General features: G+C 71.6%; 20 protein-coding genes. 13 read left to right on the forward strand and 7 right to left on the reverse strand.

The genetic code is table 11. The features are described from left to right. Nucleotides 1–115: 115 nt before the first annotated feature. The gene (locus VGN74_RS09940) at nucleotides 116–1,225 is read right to left on the reverse strand and encodes a DUF5694 domain-containing protein (protein ID WP_327447650.1); all 1,110 of its coding nucleotides are present in this window, start codon (nucleotides 1,223–1,225) and stop codon (nucleotides 116–118) included. A gap of 206 nt (nucleotides 1,226–1,431) precedes the next feature. Between VGN74_RS09940 and VGN74_RS09945 the strand changes: the two genes are divergently transcribed. The 4 genes from VGN74_RS09945 to VGN74_RS09960 all read left to right on the forward strand — a co-directional run bounded on the left by VGN74_RS09945 (nucleotide 1,432) and on the right by VGN74_RS09960 (nucleotide 3,565). Next, nucleotides 1,432–2,073: an exopolysaccharide biosynthesis protein gene (locus VGN74_RS09945; RefSeq protein WP_327447652.1), complete on the forward strand. Its 642-nt coding sequence runs from the start codon at nucleotides 1,432–1,434 to the stop codon at nucleotides 2,071–2,073. Nucleotides 2,074–2,108: 35 nt separating this feature from the next. Continuing rightward, a complete protein-coding gene (locus tag VGN74_RS09950) occupies nucleotides 2,109–2,639 on the forward strand; it encodes a disulfide bond formation protein B (protein WP_327447654.1) in 531 nt (176 codons plus the stop codon). Continuing rightward, nucleotides 2,623–3,201: a demethoxyubiquinone hydroxylase family protein gene (locus tag VGN74_RS09955; protein ID WP_327447656.1), complete on the forward strand. Its 579-nt coding sequence runs from the start codon at nucleotides 2,623–2,625 to the stop codon at nucleotides 3,199–3,201. The genes VGN74_RS09950 and VGN74_RS09955 overlap by 17 nt, the downstream gene beginning before the upstream one ends. Nucleotides 3,202–3,268: 67 nt before the next feature. Then, a complete protein-coding gene (locus tag VGN74_RS09960; protein ID WP_327447658.1) occupies nucleotides 3,269–3,565 on the forward strand; it encodes a nucleotidyltransferase family protein in 297 nt (98 codons plus the stop codon). A gap of 14 nt (nucleotides 3,566–3,579) precedes the next feature. Here the strand turns inward: VGN74_RS09960 and VGN74_RS09965 are convergent, their stop codons facing one another. From VGN74_RS09965 to ppa, 3 genes are all read right to left on the reverse strand, one after another. Continuing rightward, nucleotides 3,580–4,041: a hypothetical protein gene (locus tag VGN74_RS09965; RefSeq protein WP_327447660.1), complete on the reverse strand. Its 462-nt coding sequence runs from the start codon at nucleotides 4,039–4,041 to the stop codon at nucleotides 3,580–3,582. Between the two features lie 11 nt (nucleotides 4,042–4,052). Then, nucleotides 4,053–5,921, reverse strand: a complete 1,869-nt coding sequence (cobT, locus tag VGN74_RS09970; RefSeq protein ID WP_327447662.1) for a cobaltochelatase subunit CobT — start codon at nucleotides 5,919–5,921, stop codon at nucleotides 4,053–4,055. A gap of 472 nt (nucleotides 5,922–6,393) precedes the next feature. Beyond that, the gene (gene ppa / locus VGN74_RS09975; RefSeq protein ID WP_327447664.1) at nucleotides 6,394–6,942 is read right to left on the reverse strand and encodes an inorganic diphosphatase; all 549 of its coding nucleotides are present in this window, start codon (nucleotides 6,940–6,942) and stop codon (nucleotides 6,394–6,396) included. A gap of 95 nt (nucleotides 6,943–7,037) precedes the next feature. On the opposite strand from ppa, the gene VGN74_RS09980 reads away from it, so the two are divergent. Then, the gene (locus VGN74_RS09980; RefSeq protein WP_327447666.1) at nucleotides 7,038–7,727 is read left to right on the forward strand and encodes a DUF599 domain-containing protein; all 690 of its coding nucleotides are present in this window, start codon (nucleotides 7,038–7,040) and stop codon (nucleotides 7,725–7,727) included. A 150-nt stretch (nucleotides 7,728–7,877) separates the two neighbouring features. On the opposite strand, the gene VGN74_RS09985 is transcribed toward VGN74_RS09980, so the two are convergent. Then, nucleotides 7,878–8,807 (reverse strand): N-formylglutamate amidohydrolase, encoded by a 930-nt coding sequence (locus VGN74_RS09985; RefSeq protein WP_327447668.1) that lies wholly within the window; start codon nucleotides 8,805–8,807, stop codon nucleotides 7,878–7,880. A gap of 133 nt (nucleotides 8,808–8,940) precedes the next feature. Between VGN74_RS09985 and cpdR the strand changes: the two genes are divergently transcribed. Continuing rightward, nucleotides 8,941–9,297, forward strand: a complete 357-nt coding sequence (gene cpdR, locus VGN74_RS09990) for a cell cycle two-component system response regulator CpdR (protein WP_327447670.1) — start codon at nucleotides 8,941–8,943, stop codon at nucleotides 9,295–9,297. A gap of 21 nt (nucleotides 9,298–9,318) precedes the next feature. Here the strand turns inward: cpdR and VGN74_RS09995 are convergent, their stop codons facing one another. Beyond that, nucleotides 9,319–10,155: an oxygenase MpaB family protein gene (locus tag VGN74_RS09995; RefSeq protein ID WP_327447672.1), complete on the reverse strand. Its 837-nt coding sequence runs from the start codon at nucleotides 10,153–10,155 to the stop codon at nucleotides 9,319–9,321. A 316-nt stretch (nucleotides 10,156–10,471) separates the two neighbouring features. Here VGN74_RS09995 and VGN74_RS10000 point away from each other — a divergent pair, with 316 nt between their 5' ends. The 4 genes from VGN74_RS10000 (at nucleotide 10,472) to VGN74_RS10015 (ending at nucleotide 15,938) form a co-directional block, all read left to right on the forward strand. Continuing rightward, the gene (locus VGN74_RS10000) at nucleotides 10,472–12,358 is read left to right on the forward strand and encodes a ribonucleoside-diphosphate reductase subunit alpha (protein ID WP_327447674.1); all 1,887 of its coding nucleotides are present in this window, start codon (nucleotides 10,472–10,474) and stop codon (nucleotides 12,356–12,358) included. A gap of 182 nt (nucleotides 12,359–12,540) precedes the next feature. Then, nucleotides 12,541–13,416, forward strand: a complete 876-nt coding sequence (locus VGN74_RS10005) for a lipid A-modifier LpxR family protein (protein WP_327447676.1) — start codon at nucleotides 12,541–12,543, stop codon at nucleotides 13,414–13,416. 46 nt (nucleotides 13,417–13,462) lie between these two features. Then, a complete protein-coding gene (gene mtgA, locus VGN74_RS10010; RefSeq protein WP_327447678.1) occupies nucleotides 13,463–14,191 on the forward strand; it encodes a monofunctional biosynthetic peptidoglycan transglycosylase in 729 nt (242 codons plus the stop codon). A 106-nt stretch (nucleotides 14,192–14,297) separates the two neighbouring features. Next, nucleotides 14,298–15,938: a pilus assembly protein gene (locus VGN74_RS10015; protein WP_327447680.1), complete on the forward strand. Its 1,641-nt coding sequence runs from the start codon at nucleotides 14,298–14,300 to the stop codon at nucleotides 15,936–15,938. On the opposite strand, the gene VGN74_RS10020 is transcribed toward VGN74_RS10015, so the two are convergent. Further along, nucleotides 15,939–16,904: an isopenicillin N synthase family dioxygenase gene (locus VGN74_RS10020; protein ID WP_327447681.1), complete on the reverse strand. Its 966-nt coding sequence runs from the start codon at nucleotides 16,902–16,904 to the stop codon at nucleotides 15,939–15,941. 184 nt (nucleotides 16,905–17,088) lie between these two features. Here VGN74_RS10020 and VGN74_RS10025 point away from each other — a divergent pair, with 184 nt between their 5' ends. From VGN74_RS10025 to VGN74_RS10035, 3 genes are read left to right on the forward strand one after another with little or no spacing between them, the layout of a single operon-like run. After that, nucleotides 17,089–17,757 carry an OmpA family protein gene (locus VGN74_RS10025; RefSeq protein WP_327447683.1) on the forward strand — a complete coding sequence of 223 codons (669 nt, stop codon included), beginning with the start codon at nucleotides 17,089–17,091 and terminating at the stop codon, nucleotides 17,755–17,757. A 55-nt stretch (nucleotides 17,758–17,812) separates the two neighbouring features. After that, entirely contained in the window at nucleotides 17,813–17,962 is a 150-nt protein-coding gene (locus VGN74_RS10030) for a hypothetical protein (RefSeq protein ID WP_327447685.1), read from the forward strand. 22 nt (nucleotides 17,963–17,984) lie between these two features. After that, a complete protein-coding gene (locus VGN74_RS10035; RefSeq protein WP_327447687.1) occupies nucleotides 17,985–18,587 on the forward strand; it encodes a NeuD/PglB/VioB family sugar acetyltransferase in 603 nt (200 codons plus the stop codon). Nucleotides 18,588–18,845 lie beyond the last annotated feature (258 nt).

Below are 18,845 nucleotides of genomic sequence, written 5' to 3' on the forward strand. Positions count from 1 at the left end.
TCTCCCTTGAAATCAAACAGGCGGCCTGGCGCCGCGATTGGCGCGCAACCTAGTCATCGACCGCCGCCGCGCCAAGGGACCGGCACGGCCTCGTGATGGCGTCGCTGTCCGCTCGTCAGCGCAGGACGACGTCGCTGCTGACCAGGTTCACGTCGTGCATCTGATGCAGATACGCCTCGTAGTAACCCTTGTGCGACGCCCCCACGATCGCCAGCATCCGGGTTCCGGGATGCTGCCCGATCACGTCGCGGACGTTGGCGACCATGCGCAGGTTCCGCGTTTCCCAATAGCCGAGGTACTGACGGCCGAAGCCCTCCGGCGAGGGCTCGACAAGCGTGGCGCCGAAGTCCGACTCAAACGCGAGCTGCTGGGCTTCGGCTGTGTTGAAGGCGCGGTAGAGGGTCATAACACCGTCGGGTTCGGAAAGGCTCGCTGCCAGCGCCTGGAGCGACGCTATGCGCTGTTGGGTTGCGGGGTTGTTCCACGCCCGATTGATGGCGGCTGCGGAGGCTTCCTGCTCGGCCGGATCGGTGTCGGGGGGGCTGTCGGCGGAATGGTCATCGACGCTCCAGAGGCGTTCGAGCCCCAGCCGGGCCGCCAGCGCTGCGGCGATCAGGGAGGTCTCGTTCCGCTGGACCCGCGAGCGCTCCAGCAGCGCCACGAGCTCATCCGTCAGGCCATCGCCGGCCACCCGCTCCGTCGAGGGCAGTCGAAGCCACTGGACAAGGGCGGACGGACGTTCACCGGCCGCCATGAAGACGGCTGCGAGCTGGCGCCTCTGGGCAGGCGAGGGCGAGGCGGGCCAGGCGGCCAGCAGTCGCTCCGCCTCGGCGTTGGCCGCAGGCACGTCGAGCCCGGTCGCCGCGGTGGCCACCGCCGGGTTCCAGCAGTAGCCGGCGACGCTCTCGGCGTAGCGGGTCGGATAGCGGCGCAGGCTGTCGCACTGCAGGCCGGAGAGGTTCTCGGTGGCGATTGCGGTCGGTTCCCAGGCCGCCAGACGATCGAGCAGGGGGTCCAGCACCTCCGGCCGGAAGTCGTTGCCGAAGTCGGACAGATGCGGCGTCCCAAGGACGAGAACCTCGTTCCTGGCGCCTGCCGGGGCGGGCTTAAGCCGGTCCGGCTGGAAGGTCGGGCGATAGTCCTGGGCGGCCGCCGCGCTCCCCAAGCCGGCGGCCGCGATCAGGGCCGCGGCGGCGGCTGCAAGGTGTCGGGTCGAACGGCTCATTGGTGCATCCTGGGTTGCGTCACTTCGGGCCCTGCGCCCCCGGGCGGGGGCTGCAGCCTTGCCCCACCATGTGCGGGGCAAGGCAGTCGGGGCCAGTGAATTCAGTGTAAGACACAGTCCCGCGCCCCGTCCGTCGACCCCGTCCGTCGACCCCGCCCGCCGCCCCGGCTCTCGCCAGCGCGCGTCGCATCGGATATCGGGCCCGCATGACCCAGCCGGACCTTTATCGCGACACCGCCGACCAGGGCTTCATCGGCCTGATCGCCGGCCTGGCGGACCGGGCCGGGCCGGACGGGCTGACCATCGGCGAGATCGTCGACCGGCTGGATGAGCGCAGCTTCGGCGTCCTGATCCTGATCCTCGCCGTGCCCTGTCTGGTGCCGGCGCTGTACGGCGTGCCGCAGATCGTCGGCATCCCGATCCTGCTGCTGGCCGGGCAGATGCTGGTGGGCCGCGAGGAGCCCTGGCTGCCGCGGGCCATCCTCGCGCGCCGGGTGTCGAAAGCCTGGCTCGACCGCATGGCCGACTTCGCCGTCAAGCGCATGGGCTGGTTCGAGCGCCTGAGCCGGCCGCGCCTGAAGGTGTTCGCCGAGGGCTGGGCCGAGCGCGCGGCGGCGGCCTTCATGATCCTCGCCACCCTGACCATCGTGCTGCCGATGACCAATACGGTGCCGTCGGTGGCCCTGACCCTGATGGCGGTCGGGCTGATCCAGCGCGACGGCCTGTTCGTCGCCGGCGGGGCGGCGGTGGCGGTCGGCTGGGCCGGCGCCATCCTGACGGTGGCCCTGGCATTCTGGCTCGGCGCCGGCTGGGCCGTGGCCCTGACGCAGCGCTTCGTCGGGGGCTGATCGACGCGCGTCCCGCGCAGCGCTATGAGAACGCCATGGGCCTCTATCGCCTCCTCACCCGCTGGTGGACCGGCTTCGCGCTCGCAGCCTCGCTGGGCCTGCTGGCGGCCGCTCACGCCTTCGAGCGTTTCGGGGGGCTGGCCCCCTGCAACCTCTGTCTCAAGCAGCGCGAGGTCTACTGGGCCGCCGTCGTGGTGGCGGGCATCGCCACCGCCTGGGCGCTGTTCAGCCGCGCCAGCCGCGGCACGCCGCGCATCGCCGCCTTCCTGCTGGCCTGCATCTTCATCACCGGCGCCGTCACCGCGGGCTTCCATGCCGGCGGAGAGCTGGACTGGTGGGCCCTGCCGGCGGCCTGCGCCGGGGGCGGGGCGGCGGACCTCGAAAGCCTGACGGCGCTGGCGCTCGGCGTCGGGGCCGAGTCGCGGCCGGTCATGTGCGACGCCGTGGCGTGGAGCTTCCTGGGCGTCAGCATGGCAGGCTGGAACACCCTGATCAGCGCGGCGTTGGCCCTGTTCAGCCTGCTCGCCGCCCAGCGACCGAAGGACGCCCGTGCCCCCCGCAAGTGACGCCGCCCGCATTCCCCTGGCCCGGCCCGGCGCCGGCCAGACCCGCGCGCGCCTGGCCGAAATCCTGCGCGTCGACCATGCCGGCGAGTATGGCGCGGTCGAGATCTACCGCGCCCAGCGGGCGGTGTTCCGCGGCCGCAAGGGCCATGAGGGCATCACCGAGGACCTGACCGAGATGAAGGGGCACGAGGAGGTGCACCTCGCCCGCTTCCAGGCGCTGCTCACCGAGCACCGGGTGCGGCCGACGGCGCTGCTGCCGTTCTGGCGCATGGCGGCCCATGCCCTCGGGGCGGGCACCGCCCTGATGGGCGAGAAGGCGGCGCACGCCTGCACCGAGGCGGTCGAAACGGTGATCGGCGACCACTACAACGCCCAGATCGAGGAGCTGCGCGAGCGCGATCCCGAGCTGGCCGCGGAGCTGACGAAGTTCCGCGACGAGGAGCTGGCGCACAAGGACCACGCCATCGAGCACGGCGCGCACGAGGCCCCCGCCTACCGCCTGCTCAGCGCCGTGATCCAGACCGGGTGCCGCGTGGCCATCAAGGTCGCCGAGCGGGTGTGAGCCGGCGTTCGCGCCCATGCCGAAGCCCTGGCGCTGAAATCAGGTCGGCTATGCTACAATTGAGGGCATGAAGCCCGAGCGCATCCTGTCCACCCTCGCGGCCAACCGCGCCGCGCTGAACGCCCGTCACGTCCGGCGGGCGGCCCTGTTCGGGTCAGTGGCCCGGGGCGAGGCCAGACCTGACAGCGACATCGACGTGCTCGTGGAGTTCGAGGCCGGGGCGCCTGTGACCGTGTACGACTATGCGGCGGTGAAGCGCTTCGTGTCGGACCTGCTGGGCGGCGGTGTCGATGTGGTCGATCGGGCCAATCTGGATGATCGCATGCGCGCCGCGGTTGATCGGGACGCCGTCTATGCCTTCTGAGCGGCCACCGGGCGTCAGTCGCAGAGCTGCAGGGTGCGGGTGCGGCCGCCGGCGTCGGCGAGCTGCACCTCGGCGGGGCTGAGGGCGAGGACGCGATAGACCTGTTCCGTCGCCGCGCCGGCGTTGGGGCGGTAGGCGATGCGGATGCGATCGCCCTCGGCCTGCCATTCGCCGGTCCCCCCGGCGTCGCGGAAGGTGGAGCCCTCGAAGGCGAGCCCGCGACCGGCGGCGCAGTCCGCGGCGGTCTCCGCCCAGGTCCCGTTCAGCATGTCGACGCCGCGGGCGTCCTCCGACAGGGCCGCGTTCAGGTCGAGGCCCGGCGTGCCGGCGGCGGCCGCGACGGCCTGGGGCGCAGCCTCTGCAGCGGCTTCCGGGCCGGCCTCGATCGAGGCGGCCTCGGGCGCGGCCGGCGCAGTCTCGCCGCAGGCGGTCAGCAGGACGGCGGCGAGAGTGACAACGGGGGCGAGCGACTTCATCGGCGACTCCTTCAGGCGGCGCGGCGGCCGCGGGTGCGGGGGGCGGCGTCCTGTTCGAACAGTTCGGCCAGCTTCTCGGTCATGGCCCCGCCCAGCTGTTCGACGTCGACCAGGGTCAGGGCCTTGCGGTACCAGCGGGTGACGTCGTGGCCGATGCCGATGGCCAGCAGCTCGACCGGGCTGCGGGTCTCGATCTCGGCGATGACCTGGCGCAGGTGGCGGTCGAGATAGAGGGCGGCGTTGGCCGACTGGGTCGAGTCGTCGACCGGCGAGCCGTCGGAGATGACCATCAGGATGCGGCGCTGCTCGGGCCGGGCCAGCAGCCGGTCGTGGGCCCAGGCCAGGGCCTCGCCGTCGATGTTCTCCTTGAGCAGCCCCTCGCGCATCATCAGCCCGAGGTTCTTCTTGGCCCGGCGCCAGGGGGCGTCGGCGGCCTTGTAGATGATGTGGCGCAGGTCGTTCAGGCGCCCCGGCATGGGCGGCTTGCCGGCGCTGATCCACGCCTCGCGGCTCTGGCCGCCCTTCCAGGCGCGGGTGGTGAAGCCGAGGATCTCGACCTTGACGCCGCAGCGCTCCAGCGTGCGCGCCAGCACGTCGGCGCAGACCGCGGCGACCATGATCGGCCGCCCGCGCATCGAGCCGGAGTTGTCGAGCAGCAGGGTCACGACCGTGTCCCGGAACGGGCTGTCGCTCTCCATCTTGAAGGACAGGGGGCTGGTCGGGTCGGTGATGACGCGGGTCAGCCGGGCGGTGTCCAGCACCCCCTCCTCGAGGTCGAAGGCCCAGCTGCGGTTCTGCTGGGCCATCAGGCGGCGCTGCAGCCGGTTGGCCAGCCGGGTGACGACGCTGGAGAGGCTGGTCAGCTGCTGGTCCAGCAGGGCGCGCAGCCGGGCCAGCTCGCCGGGGTCGCACAGGTCCTCGGCCCCGACCGTCTCGTCGAAGCGGGTCGTGAAGACGCGATAGGCGTCGACGGCGCGGCCGTCGTCGGCGGTCTCGACGCGGTTGGGCCGGGGGCCGTCGTCCAGCTCGGGTCCGTCGTCGGACGGCTCGCCGTCGGGATCGGCCGGGGCGCCGTCGGGCCGGGTCTCGCGCTCCTCGGCGTCGGCGGCGTCGGTCTGGCCCTCCATGCCCTGCGCGCCCTCGCCGCCGTCGGGCTGCTCCTCGTCCTCGGAGTCCTCCTCGGGCGGCGGCTCCTGGGCCTCGGGCTCGTCCTCTCCCGGCTGGTCGTCGGCCTCGTCGCCGCGGCCGTCGCCCGGGTCGAGGTCGAGGGCCACCAGCAGGTCCTTGAGCCGGTCTGCGAACAGGGCCTGGTCGCCGGCGGCCTCGGCGAGGCGATCAAACTGCCGGCCGGCCTTCGCTTCCAGCTCGCCGCGGACGAGGTCCAGCAGGCGGCGGGCGCCCTCGGGCGCGCCCTCGCCGGTCAGGCGCTCGCGGGTCATCAGCGCCGCAGCCTCGGCCAGCGGCACCCGGCCGGCGTCGACGATGCGGGTGGCGCCGGTCTTCTCCAGCCGGGCCATCAGGGCGGCGTCCATGTTGGCGCGCACCCCGGGCAGGGCGACCGAGCCGATGGCCTCGACGCGGGCCTGCTCGACCGCCTCAAACACCTCGGCGGCGTCCCGGTCCGGCGGGGCGAGGCGGGCGTGGACCGCTTCGTCGTGATTGGCGAGGCGCAGGGCCAGCCGGTCGGCCTGGCCGCGCAGGGCGGCGCTCTCGGGCCCGGACAGGTCGCGCGGGGGCTGCGGCAGGGTCAGCACGCCGTTGTTGAGGCGCGGGCCGTCCGCGGCGAAGGCCACCTCCAGCTCCGCCTGCTCGGCCAGGGCCCGGGCGGCGGTCGACAGCGCGCGCTTGAAGCGCTCCTGGGGGGTCTCGGCGGCGGCCATGGGGATCACATAGCGGGTCGGGCGCCAGAAGAAAGGCCTGCGCGACCTTGTCCCGCGTCCGGGAAGGGGCAGGCGGTGGGGTTAGGCGGTAGAGCGTGTCCCTTCTCCCCTTGCGGGAGAAGGTGTCATGCGGAGCATGACGGATGAGGGGTGTGAGCGCCGTCCTGTCATCGTTGATGATGAGGACGTTCCGGCTCTCCTCCCCCTCGCAAGAGGGGGAGGGGGACCACGCGGAGCGTGGTGGAGGGGGCGAGGGACGGGGTGCGAGGCGGGGGGCGTGTCCAAGGGCGCGGCGACAGCGGTCGCCCCCTCCACCCTCCTTCGCCCTGCGGGCTCAGGACGGTCCCCCTCCCCCGCACGCGGGGGAGGAGAGGGGTTGAAGCGCCTGTATCTGCCGGCGCTGACACCCCTCATCCGTCGGCCTTCGGCCGCCACCTTCTCCCGCAAGGGGAGAAGGGAGGCGTTGAGGGCTTCAGGCCGCGTTGGCCTTGAGCTTGTCCTGGTGGGCGCGGATGCCGGCCGAGATCAGCTCGGCGGCTTCGCCAGCGTCGGCCCAGCGGGTCACCTTGCTCATCTTGCCCTTCTCCAGGTCCTTGTAGCGGCTGAAGAAGTGCTCGATCTGCTCGATCAGGATCGGCGGCAGCTGACGGTAGCTGGCGATGTCCGAATAGAAGGGGTTCAGCTTGTCGACGGGGACGGCGAGGATCTTCTCGTCGCGGCCGGCCTCGTCTTCCATCAGCAGGGCCCCGATCGGGCGGGCGCGGATGACGCAGCCCGGCACCACCGGGGTCGGGTTGATCACCACCACGTCGCAGGGGTCGCCGTCGTCGGCCAGGGTGTGCGGCACGAAGCCGTAGTTGCCCGGATAGTACATGGCCGTGTGCAGGAAGCGGTCGACGAACAGGGCGCCCGAATCCTTGTCCATCTCGTACTTCACCGGCAGCCCGCCCTGCGGGATTTCGATGACCACGTTCAGGTCCCACGGCGGGTTGGGGCCGACGGGAACGGCGTCGAGGTTCATGACGGAGCCTTTTGTGCGGATGCGAAAAACTGTCGCGCGTGATAGGCGTCGGCGCGGCGCGAGGCAAGCGCCGGCGCGGGTGTCAGGAGGCGAGGGTGACGGGTCTGGACTGGGCGGCGCTGGGGCTCTTCCTGCTGTGCTGGCTGTTCTACGAACCGCTGCTGGCGCTCGTGTCGCGCCGGAGCGGGTCGCTCAACTCGGACATGAAGGTGGTGCGCGAGGTGTGGATGCGCGCCATGGCAGGGCGGGAGATCCGGCTCGTCGACAGCCAGCTGATGGGCCACACCATCAACTCGGCCTCCTTCTTCGCCTCGGCCAACCTGCTGCTGATCGCCGCCGTGGCCGGGGTGCTGTTCGGGGGCGAGAGCGCCCTCGCGGGGGTCGCGGGGGTGGCGGCCGAGACCGGGTCGCTGCCGCAGCTGGAGGCCAAGCTGGGCCTGGTGCTGGCCGCCCTGGCCCGGGGCCTGCTCGACTTCATCTGGTCGATCCGCCAGCTCAACTACACCCTGGCCCTGATCGGGGCGGCGCCGGCCGCGGACGACCCGACTGCGGCGGAGAGTCGCGCCGCCTTCGCCGAGGCCGCCGGGGCGGCCCTGAATCCGGCGATGCAGGCCTTCAGCCAGGGGGTGCGGACCTACTATTTCGCCCTCGCCGCGGCGGCCTGGCTGTTCGGTCCGTTGTGGCTGGGCGGCGGCGCGCTGGCGGTTCTGGCCCTGCTGATCTGGCGTCAGGCGGATTCGCCGGCGGCGCGGGCCGTGCGCGGGGCGCGTCGGCTGCTCGGCTGAACCACCTATCTCGCACCTGCGAGATGATCGGCGATCACGTCGCGTTTCGGCGTGTGTGAAACCGGTTTCAGCGCTTGACGTCTTGTGCATTGCACCCTAACTTCACTTTCGACGCTTCCGGGCGTCTTGCCCTTCCTGGGCGTTTCCTCCCTATAGACTTTCATGCCGCGCCTTCGGGCGCGGCTTTTTTTTGGTCCCGGCCGGCCCGCCGCCGGACAGGGCCTCGGCCAGGGCGGCGGCCAGCGCCAGCGCCACCGCGGCGACCCGGCCGAACCCCGGGCCCGGCCCCAGGTCCGGCGCCAGATAGAGGTCGCGGTTGATCTCGATCTGCAGGGCGTGGAACCCCTCGTCCGGCCGCCCCCAGCGCTCGGTCGACCAGCCGCCGGCGTAGGGGCGATTGAGACCAACGCGCCAGCCGGCCCGCTCCAGCGCCGCGCGGGCCCGGCGCACCAGGGCGGGATCGCAGGCGCGCCCGTGGCGGTCGCCCAGCACCACATCCAGCGGCCGCACGCCCGATCCGCTGGCCACGGCGCGTCCGGGCATGGAGTGCCAGTCGATCAGCACGGCGCGGCCGAAGCGCTGGTGCGTCGCGGTCATCAGTCGGGTCAGCTCGGCGTGATAGGCGGCGTGCGGGCCGTCCAGCCGGGCCCGGGCGACGGCGAGCGGCAGGGGTGTGGTCCGCAGCGGCCGGCCGTCGCCGGTCAGACGGGGGATGACGCCATACCCCGCCCGGGCCCTTGCGCCGGGCTCGAAGCCCTCAAGGCCGGCGATGGCCAGCGGGTCCAGATCGTCGGGGGCCCGGTTCAGGTCGACATAGGCGCGGCCGTACAGGCCGCAGAGCAGGGGCGCCCCGATCCGCTCGGCAGCCGGGGCGGCGATGCGGTCGATCAGGGCGTCCTCGGCGCTGCGCAGGGAGGCGGACGGCAGGGCCGGATCGGCGCCCAGGTCATCGGGGTAGATGTCCCCGGAATGGGGCGAGGCGAACACCAGCGGGGTGGCTCCGACGGCCGGACCCAGCCGCCGCACGCCCGGTGCGTCAGTCCCGTCGGTCGGGTCGCCTGGGAAGTCGCGCGGGCTCATGGTTTCCGCTTAGCCCAAATCGGCCCCCGAGGAAGCCGCTTGCGTCCCGCCGCCGACGGCGCGACGTTCATGGCCGGTTTACGGGGGCGGGCGTAAGGCTGCCGGTCTCAGTAGCTCGGGGCGACAAGACCAGATGGCGCGTATCCTGCTTGCCGAAGACGACAACTCCCTGCGCGGGTTCCTGGCCCGGGCGCTGGTCAAGGCCGGCCACGAGGTCGTCGACTGCGAGAACGGGGATGACGCCATCGTCGCCCTCGACGACGGCCCCTATGACCTGCTGCTGACGGACATCGTCATGCCCGGGGCCGACGGCATCGAGGTGGCGCGCGTCGCCGCCCAGCGCCAGCCGGGCCTGCGCATCATGTTCATCACCGGCTTCGCCGCGGTGGCCCTGTCGGCCGCCCAGGCCTCGCCCCAGGCCAAGGTGCTGTCCAAGCCGGTGCACCTGCGCGACCTCGTCGGCGAGGTCGAGCGCATGATCGCCGCCTGACGAGGGGGCTTTGCCGGCCCCTCAGGCCGGCCGGGCGAAGGCCCAGCGCACCACCCCGCCCAACGCCATGGTCGCCGCCCGGCCGCCCGGCCGCGTCAGCGCCGGCGGCGGCAGGCCGTGCATCCGCCGCGCCCAGTCCGGCAGCAGGTCGACGCCGGCGTCGAGGGTCAGCCGCTGGAACGGCCGCAGCGCCGGGGCCAGCGGCGGCGGGTTGAGGATCAGGCCGGCCACCTCGCGGGTGCGGGCGTCGACGCGCAGCTGCGGGCGCATCGCCGCCAGCAGGGCCCGCGCCTCGCCGAGAGACCCCGGCACGGGATCCGCCCCGAGGCGGCGGCCGATCTCCGCCATCTCCGCGACGTAGCGATCCTGGTCGGCCCGGGGCAGGCGCGGCTCCACCAGCCGGCGCCAGGCTTCGAGGAAGCTGAGCGTCTCGGTGACATGGACCCAGGCCAGCAGCTCCGGGTCGTCGGCCGCATAGGGCGTCCCGTCGGGCAGGGTCCCGTGCACATGGCCATGGATGGCGCGCACCCGGGCGAGGGCGGCCTCCGCCTCCTCGCGCCCGCCATAGGTGGTGAGAGCGATGAAGCGGGCGGTGCGGCGCAGACGGCCGGCCAGGTCGTTGCGGAAGTCGGAATGGTCCCAGACGCCGGCCAGCACCCGCGGGTGCAGCATCTGCAGCAACAGGCCCGAGACGCCGCCGGCCATCATCGACACCACGTCCCCGTGCACCCGCCAGGCGACCGAGTCCGGCCCGAACAGGCCGTCCGGCCGGCGCGTCACCGGCCGTTCGCCCCGCGCCGGGTCGTTGAACAGGGCGACGATCTCGCCGGCCAGCTTCCGGCGCAGGGGATCCAGCATGGGCGGCAGTCTAGCGGCCGCCGGGACGCTTGGCCGCAGCGCCGTCGCCGCAGCGCCGGCGTCGGCTCCCGCGCTCACGCGATCGTGACCTCCAGCGGGCCGGTACGGCGGCCGCGCGTCGCGCCAGCGTCACGGCCTGTCCACAGGGTCATCCCCCGTCACGCGACTGATTCGCCGGGAAAAGCCGCGTCAAGCCGTTGACCTCCTGTTCACCATCTGCGCCCCATATGTGGGCTCGGGGTGCGCTTCGGCCACTAGATGATGTGGTCGAGGCGTGGGGATCGGTTCACCGAAGCGTTCAGGAATCAGGACGAACATGGCTGGCGTCGAAGCTTTGAAATCGGAAGTGGCGGCGGGACCGGAGGTCTCGATCACGCCTGAACGGCCGCAGCTGGCGGTGGTGCGGTCGATCCAGATCGACCGCTCGCGCGACGCCCTGCTGACGGATTTCGGCAAGAAGACCCTCGAGGATCGCTACCTGCTGCCGGGCGAGAGCTACCAGGACATGTTCGCCCGGGTGGCCACGGCCTTCTCGGACGACGCCGACCACGCCCAGCGCATCTATGACTATATCTCGCGCCTGTGGTTCATGCCGGCCACGCCGGTGCTGTCCAACGGCGGCGCCAACCGCGGCCTGCCGATCAGCTGCTTCCTCAACTCGGTCGGCGACAGCCTCGACGGCATCCAGAGCGTCTGGAACGAGAACGTGGCGCTGGCCTCGAACGGCGGCGGCATCGGCACCTACTGGGGCGGCGTCCGCTCGATCGGCGAGAAGGTCAAGGGCGCGGGCCAGACCTCGGGCATCATCCCCTTCATCCGGGTCATGGATTCCCTGACCCTGGCCATTTCCCAGGGCTCGCTGCGCCGCGGCTCGGCGGCGGTCTATCTGGACATCCACCACCCGGAGATCGAGGAGTTCCTCGAGATCCGCAAGCCGTCGGGCGACTTCAACCGCAAGTCCCTGAACCTGCACCACGGCATCAACATCACCGACGCCTTCATGGAGGCGGTGCGCGACGGCCGGCCGTTCGATCTGGTCTCGCCGAAGACCGGCGAGGTGCGCAAGACGGTGGACGCCCGCACCCTGTGGCAGAAGATCCTCGAGATCCGCCTGCAGACCGGCGAGCCCTATCTGATCTTCTCCGACACGGTGAACCGCCAGATGCCGGCGCACCAGCGCGAGCTGGGCCTGTCGGTGAAGCAGTCCAACCTGTGCTCCGAGATCATGCTGCACACCGGCAAGGACCACCTCGGCATCGACCGCACCGCGGTCTGCTGCCTGTCGTCGGTCAATGCCGAGACCTTCCTCGAATGGCGCGAGGAACCGCGCTTCATCGAGGACGTGATGCGCTTCCTCGACAATGTGCTGGAGGACTTCATCCGCCGCGCGCCGCCGGAGATGCGCGCCGCGGTCTATTCGGCCCAGCGCGAGCGTTCGGTAGGCCTCGGCCTGATGGGCTTCCATTCCTTCCTGCAGCAGCAGGGCGTGGCCTTCGAAAGCGCCATGGCCAAGAGCTGGAACATGCGCCTGTTCAAGCACCTGCGCCGCGAGGCCGACAAGGCCAGCCGCCTGCTGGCCGAGGAAAAGGGGCCGTGCCTGGACGCCAAGGAGCGCGGCATGATGGAGCGCTTCAGCCACAAGCTGGCGATCGCCCCGACCGCCTCGATCTCGATCATCTGCGGCGGCACCTCGGCGGGCATCGAGCCGATCCCGGCCAACATCTACACCCACAAGACCCTGTCGGGCTCGTTTGCGGTGAAGAACCCCTATCTGGAGCGCCTGCTCGACGAGAAGGGCCAGAACACCGAGGCGGTGTGGTCCTCGATCCTCGAGCAGGAAGGCTCGGTGCAGCACCTGACCTTCCTCGACGAGGAGGAGAAGGCCCTGTTCAAGACCGCCTTCGAGCTGGACCAGCGCTGGGTGGTCGAACTGGCCGCCGACCGGACGCCGGAAATCTGCCAGGCCCAGTCGATCAACGTCTTCCTGCCCGGCGACGTCGACAAGTGGGACCTGCACATGCTGCACTGGTCGGCGTGGGAGAAGGGCGTGAAATCGCTCTACTATCTGCGCTCCAAGTCGGTGCAGCGGGCCGCCTTCGCCGGCGCCGAGGACAAGGACGAGGCCGAGACGGTCGATCCCAACCAGCCGGATCTCTTCGCCGTGGCGCGGACCGACTACGACGAATGCCTCGCCTGCCAGTGAGGTGAAAGGCCGGTGCGCGGGAACCTCCCCTCACGCGCGCCGTTCCACCGGTCGTTGAAATGTGTCGCGAAAGCGTCAGATGACGGGCGCGCCCTTTCGGGTTAGTCTGGTCTGACGCTGACGGACGGGGAGACCGAATGCGCGCCGTGATTGCGGCACTTGTGGGAGGTGGAGCGGCCCTGATGGCGGCTCCGGCGACGACGGCCCAGGAGGCCGACGGCGCCCGTCCCTACTTCTCCGGCGCCGCGCGACTTCCGAACCTGTTCGATGATCCCCGGGCCGACGCGGCGGGCGCCCTGCGCCGCAGCGATGATCCGATCGCCGACCTGATCGTCCGGGTCGACCTCGAAACCACCTACGCCGTGCGCATGGATGCGCCGTTCGGGTCGCCCCTCGAGCCGCTGGAGCCCCTCGACTTCAGCCCCGACGGGCGGGTCGAGGCCGTGCGCCTGCGCGAGGCCTATCTGGTCGGCGACGGGTTCGTCGACCGGCTGCGTCTGACCAGCCGCGGCGACTGGCGCCGCGCCGACGGCGCCCCCCTGCCGCCCACTGGCGCGTTTGCGGGCGCGCTGCAGGACGAGCAGCTGTCCTTCAACTACCGCCGCGGCTGGGCCGGGGCGCGGGGCGAAACCGCCTCGGGCCTTGAGGTAGCGCTGATCCCGCATGCCGGCATCAACCTCGCCGAGGGGCGCGGGGCGCTGGAGGCCGGCGCCACCCTGCGGATCGGCGAAGGCCTGGACGACATGGTCCGCGACGGGAGCGAGGCCTTTGGCGAGCGGTCCCGCTGGTATCTGTTCGCCGCCGGCTCCGGCCGGGCGGTGGGGTACAACTGGGCGCGGACCCGGGATGGCGACTTCGCCGGGTCCGGCGTCAGCCATGACTCCGGCGCCTTCATCGGCGATGCTTCCGTCGGCGTGGCGTGGCGGCGCGGTCATCTGCAGAGCTCGGTCGGCCTGGTCTATCGCGAGATCGACGCCAGCGAGCTGCGCGGCGATAGCTTCGACAAGGACGTGAGCGAGGGCCTGCTGGCCTTCCAGCTGTCGATCAAGCCCGAGTAGGGCCCAGCCGCTTGTGCGTCCTGCACGGGCGCGTCAAAGCTTGGCCATGAGCGCCGCCGACCCTATCCCGGACGCCCCGCCGCCACCCGCTCGCCGCCGTGGCGGGCGGCTGGTCCTCGCTGTCCTGCTGGTGCTGGCGACGCTGCCGCTCGGCGGCGTACTGATGCACCGGTTCGTGCCGCCGCTGACCACGACGCTGATGGTGCAGCAGACCTTCAAGGGCCACCCCCAGACCTATCGCTGGCGGTCGCTGGACGAGATCTCGCCGCGTCTGGTGCGCGCCGCCATCGCCGCCGAGGACGCCAACTTCTGCCGCCACCATGGCTTCGACCTGGAGGCCATCCGCAAGGCGCTGGACGCCAACGCCCGCGGCGGCCGGATGCGCGGCGGCTCGACCATCAGCCAGCAGACCGCCAAGAATCTGTTCCTCTGGCCGGGGCGGGACTGGGTCCGCAAGGGGTTGGAGGCCGGCTACACGGTGCTGATCGAGACCTTCTGGCCCAAGCGCCGGATCATGGAGGTCTATCTCAACATCGCCGAGTTCGCGCCGGGGGTTTACGGCGCCGAGGCGGCGGCCCAGCACTGGTTCGGCAAGTCGGCGGACGAGCTGACCGCCCGGGAGGCCGCCCGTCTGGCGGCGGTCCTGCCCAGCCCGCGCCGCTACAATGCGGCCCAGCCCGGCCCCTATGTCCGGCGGCGCACCGCCCGCATCCAGGCCGCGGCCGGGACCGTCCGGCGCGATGGCCTCGACGCCTGCGTGCTCAGCCGCGGTTAACCAGCCGGGCTGGCGATTCCTTAAGCCTGTCGGAGCCAGGATCACGCTGCGGAGACGCGCGCGCCCGATGGTGCGCGCCGCCCGCGGTCAGACGGGTGGACGAGCGATGGGCGAGCGCAGGGACAGGACGCGGCGGCACGGGATCTGGCGCCGGCTGGCGCGCGCCCGGGACGGCGGCGTGGCCCTGGTGTTCGGCCTCGCCCTGCCGCCGCTGATGATGATGACGGTGGCCGGGGTCGACCTGCACCGCGCCGCCACGGTCCGCTCCAGCCTGCAGGATGCGCTCGACGCCGCCGCGCTGGCGGCGGCCCGGTCCCAGTATGTCGACGAGGCCAGCGTCAACCGCATCGGCATGGCCTCGCTGCGCGCCAACATGCAGAACTTCACCGGGGTGACGCTGGACACGAGCGCGACCTCCTTCACCCTCTCGCGCGAGGGGGTCGTCACGGCGGTGGCCAAGGCCGATGTGGACGCCATCATCGCCGACATCATCCTGCCGCCGTATGGCCAGGTCCTCGACGACGAACTGCCGGTTACGGCGCGCTCGGAGGTGATGCGCTCGAACAACCGGGTCGAGGTGGCCCTGGTGCTCGACAACACCGGCTCCATGGCCGGGACCAAGCTGACCAACACCAAGGCGGCGGCGATCGACCTGATCGACCGGCTGGCGGCGGCGGACGCGCGCAGCGTCGAGCCGGACGCGGTGCGGATCTCGCTGGTGCCCTTCTCCATGACAGTGCGGGTGCCGACCAACAACGGCCAGCGTCCGACGTGGATGACCAATGACGGCGGGCATACCGGCGGGACCGGATCCACGGGCCTGTTCGACGCCTCGGTCGGGCGCTTCACCCTGTTTCAGGAGCTGGGGACCACCTGGGGCGGCTGCGTCGAGGCGCGGCCGCAGCCCTACGACATTCGCGACACCTCGCCGACCACGACGAACCTCGCCACAATGTTCGTGCCCTACTTCGCGCCGGACATCCCCGACAACGACTTCAACAACAACACCTGGCGCAACTGGCGCAACACCGAGCCCAACGACTATGTCGAGGACGGCTCGGGCTTCCGCTCCAGCATCAGCAGCTCGAACCGGACGGACGAATGGTTCGACCGGTTGAAGAGCCGGAGCAAGTACCGCAACAGCCGGAACGGGACCCTGAACTCTGGCTTCGGCCCCAACCGCGGCTGTGACCTGCAGCCCCTGATCCGGCTGACCAATGATTATGACGCCCTGCGCACGGCCGTGAACAACATGGGCGCCTCGGGCAATACCCAGGTGCCGCTCGGGGCCATGTGGGGCTGGCACACCCTGTCGCCCAACGGGCCGTTCGGGGACGGTCGCCCCTACGGCCAGGAGCGGCTGCTCAAGATCATGATCCTGATGACCGACGGCGAGAACGTGCTGAGCAGCACCTCAAGCCCGAACGCCTCGACCTACAATGCGCAGGGTTACATCTGGCAGAACCGGCTGGGCATCACGAGCGGCAGCGACTCCCAGCGCCGCACCGCCCTGGACAACCGGCTCGATCATCCGACGCCGGGCCAGGAAGACCTGTGCGGCAACATGAAGGCCCAGGGCGTCATCATCTATACGGTGGCGGTGCAGGTCGACAGCCAGGCCCAGGCGCTGATGCAGCGCTGCGCCACCTCGTCGGACCACTACTTCAACGTCACCAGCGCCTCGGCCATCGGCGCCGCCTTCGACCGTATCGCCGGCTCGATCGAGAACCTGCGCATCACCCGCTGATTACAGCAGCCGGATCTCGCGCAGGCGCTGCAGCAGATAGTCCTGCGCCGTGATCGGCTCGGGGTAGCGGTCCGGCCGGTCGGCGCTGACGCACGACGGCAGGGTGGCGATCTCGAAATCCGGGTTGAAGTGCAGGAAGAAGGGCGTCGAGTAGCGGGCGAAGCCGCGCCGCTCCGGGGCTGGATTGACCACGCGGTGGGTTGTCGACGGCAGCACATGGTTGGTCAGGCGCTGCATCATGTCGCCGATGTTGACCACCAGGGCGCCCGGTGGCGGGGCGATGTCCAGCCACTGGCCGTCCCTGTCCTTCAGCTGCAGCCCGGCCTCCTCGGCGCCGAGCAGCAGGGTGATGACGTTGATGTCCTCGTGGGCCCCGGCGCGCACACCCGGCGCATCGGCCGGGATCGGCGGATAGTGCAGCAGGCGCAGCACGCTGTTGCCCATGTCGACCTTGTCGGCGAACCAGTCCTGCGGCAGGTCGAGATAGCGGGCGATGGCCTGCAGCAGCACGGCGCCGAGATCGTCCATGGCGCGGAACATGGCCTGGACATTGGGCTTGAAGGTCGGGACCTCGGCCGGCCACAGGTTGTCGCGCATCATGGCGCGGTAGGGATGGCCCTCCGGCAGGTCGCGGCCGGTGTGCCAGAACTCCTTGAGGTCGACGACGTCGGCGTCCTTGGCCGCCTCCTTTCCGAACGGCGTGTAGCCGCGCGCCCCGCCCGTGCCGGGCTCGTGGTAGGCCATCTTGGTCTCGGCCGGCAGGGCGAAGAAGGCCCTGGCGTCGTCGATGGCGGCCTCGATCGCCGACATGTCCAGCCCGTGATCGGACACCACGGCGAAGCCGTAGCGGGCGAACGAGGCGCCGAGGGCCTCGGCCAGGCCGGGCAGGTCGCCGGCCCAGGCGGCCATGGACACCGGCGCGATGGCGCTGCGCGGGGCGGCGGAGGAGAGGGGCTCGGCGGTCATGGCGGGGCTCCGGGAGGACGTTTGCGCGACCACATAGTCCTGTCGCTCCCCTGTGGCCAGATCAGCGGGCCGTCGGCGCGGTCGCAGCGGCGGGACGCTGCGCGCTGCGCGCCGCCTCTGGGCGGACGGGAACCTTGGCCGTAAGGTCGACGTTATGGCCCGCAACTGGACCAGGGAGACCAAGATGCGTCTGAAGATTCTGACCGTGAGCGTGGCGGTCGCCAGCCTGCTGGCCGCCTGCACCACCACCGACCCCTACAGCTCGACGCCCCAGCGCAACAATACGGCCACCGGCGCTCTGGCCGGGGCGGGCATCGGCGCCCTGCTGGGCTATCTGACCAACACCTCGGACGGCGAGCAGGGCCGCAAGAACGCCCTGATCGGGGCCGGGGTCGGCGCCCTCGCCGGAGCCGGGGTCGGGGCCTATATGGACCGCCAGCAGCGGGCGCTCGAGGCCGAGCTGTCCGGGACCGGCGTCGGCGTGGCCCGCCAGGGCGACAACCTCATCCTGCGCATGCCGTCGGACGTGACCTTCGCGGTCAATTCCGCGGCCATCGATCCGCGCTTCGACGCCACCCTGCGCGACGTCGCCGGGGTGCTGCAGGAATACGACCGGTCGCTGGTCGACGTGATCGGCCATACGGACTCCACCGGCGGCGATCGCATCAACCAGCCCCTGTCGGAGCGCCGCGCGGCGGCCGTGGCGGGAGCCCTGATCAACGCCGGCGTGCTGCGTGAACGCCTCTATGTGGCGGGCGCCAGCGCGCGCAATCCGGTCGCCTCGAACGACACGGCCGAGGGGCGGCAGATGAACCGTCGCGTCGAGATCCTGATCCGCCCGTTCACGGGCTGATCCCCGTTGCCACACCGCGGGTCGGCGTGGTCTTCTCCCGTCAGGAGAGGGCGATATGCACGACGACTCGCGGGAGTGGCTGGAAGGCCTGAGGCTGGTGGGCATCGCCCTCGTGTCCGCGCTTCTGACCGCCAGCGTCGTCATCGCCACGGCGGAGGCCCTGCGGCCCGCCATGGCGGCTGCGCCGCTGGCGACCGGGCGCTGATGCGCTGTCGGCAGCGCCGCCGTTGACCGCCACCGTCGCCACGCCTGATCTGCTCATCTTCGGGGCCGGAGGGCACGCCCGTGTCGTCGCCGAAGCCTGGCGCGCCGGAGGCGGGGGACCTGCGCTGTTCGTGGCCCCGGCCTGCCCCGGCGAAGCGCCCCTGCCGGGCGCCTGGGCCGCCGAGGCTCCGCCCGGGGCTTTCTCCGCGCATGTCGCCGTGGGCGATAACGGCCTGCGTCGCCGCCTCGTGGCGGAGGCAGGCGAGCGCGCCTGGCTCAGCGTCCGGCACCCGGCTGCGGTGGTTGCGCCGGACGCCCGGATCGGCGTCGGGGTCCTGGTGGGGGCGCTGGCGGTGGTCCAGCCCGTGGTCCGGATCGGCGACCATGTCATCCTCAATACCCGCGCCGTGGTCGAGCATGAGGTCGTTGTCGACGACTATGTCCATGTGGCCCCGGGCGCGGTCCTGCTCGGCGGGGTGTCGGTCGGGGCCGGGACCCTGATCGGGGCGGGGGCCGTGGTTCTGCCCGGGCGCCGCATCGGCGCGGGGGCTGTGATCGGGGCAGGCGCCGTCGTCGCCCGGGATGTGCCGGACGGGATCGTCGTCAGGGGCGTGCCGGCCCGCTAGGTCCTGCAGGCTGCGCCATCCGTCCCGCCGTCGTGTTTCGCGCAAAACAAAACCGCCTCCCGGACAGGTCCGGGAGGCGGTCAGGTCTCACAGCTCGCTGACCGGGAGCCCGAAGGCTCCCGGGGCCGTGGTCATCAGAAGTTGATGTCGACGGTGGCGCGACGGTTGAGGGGCTCGCGGACGCCGTCGGCGGTGGCGCGGGCCAGCTGGGTTTCGCCACGGCCGTCGAGCGAGATGACGCCGCCGTTGACGCCGGCG

Origin of the sequence: Brevundimonas sp., assembly GCF_035998205.1 — a bacterium.
Lineage (GTDB): Bacteria > Pseudomonadota > Alphaproteobacteria > Caulobacterales > Caulobacteraceae > Brevundimonas.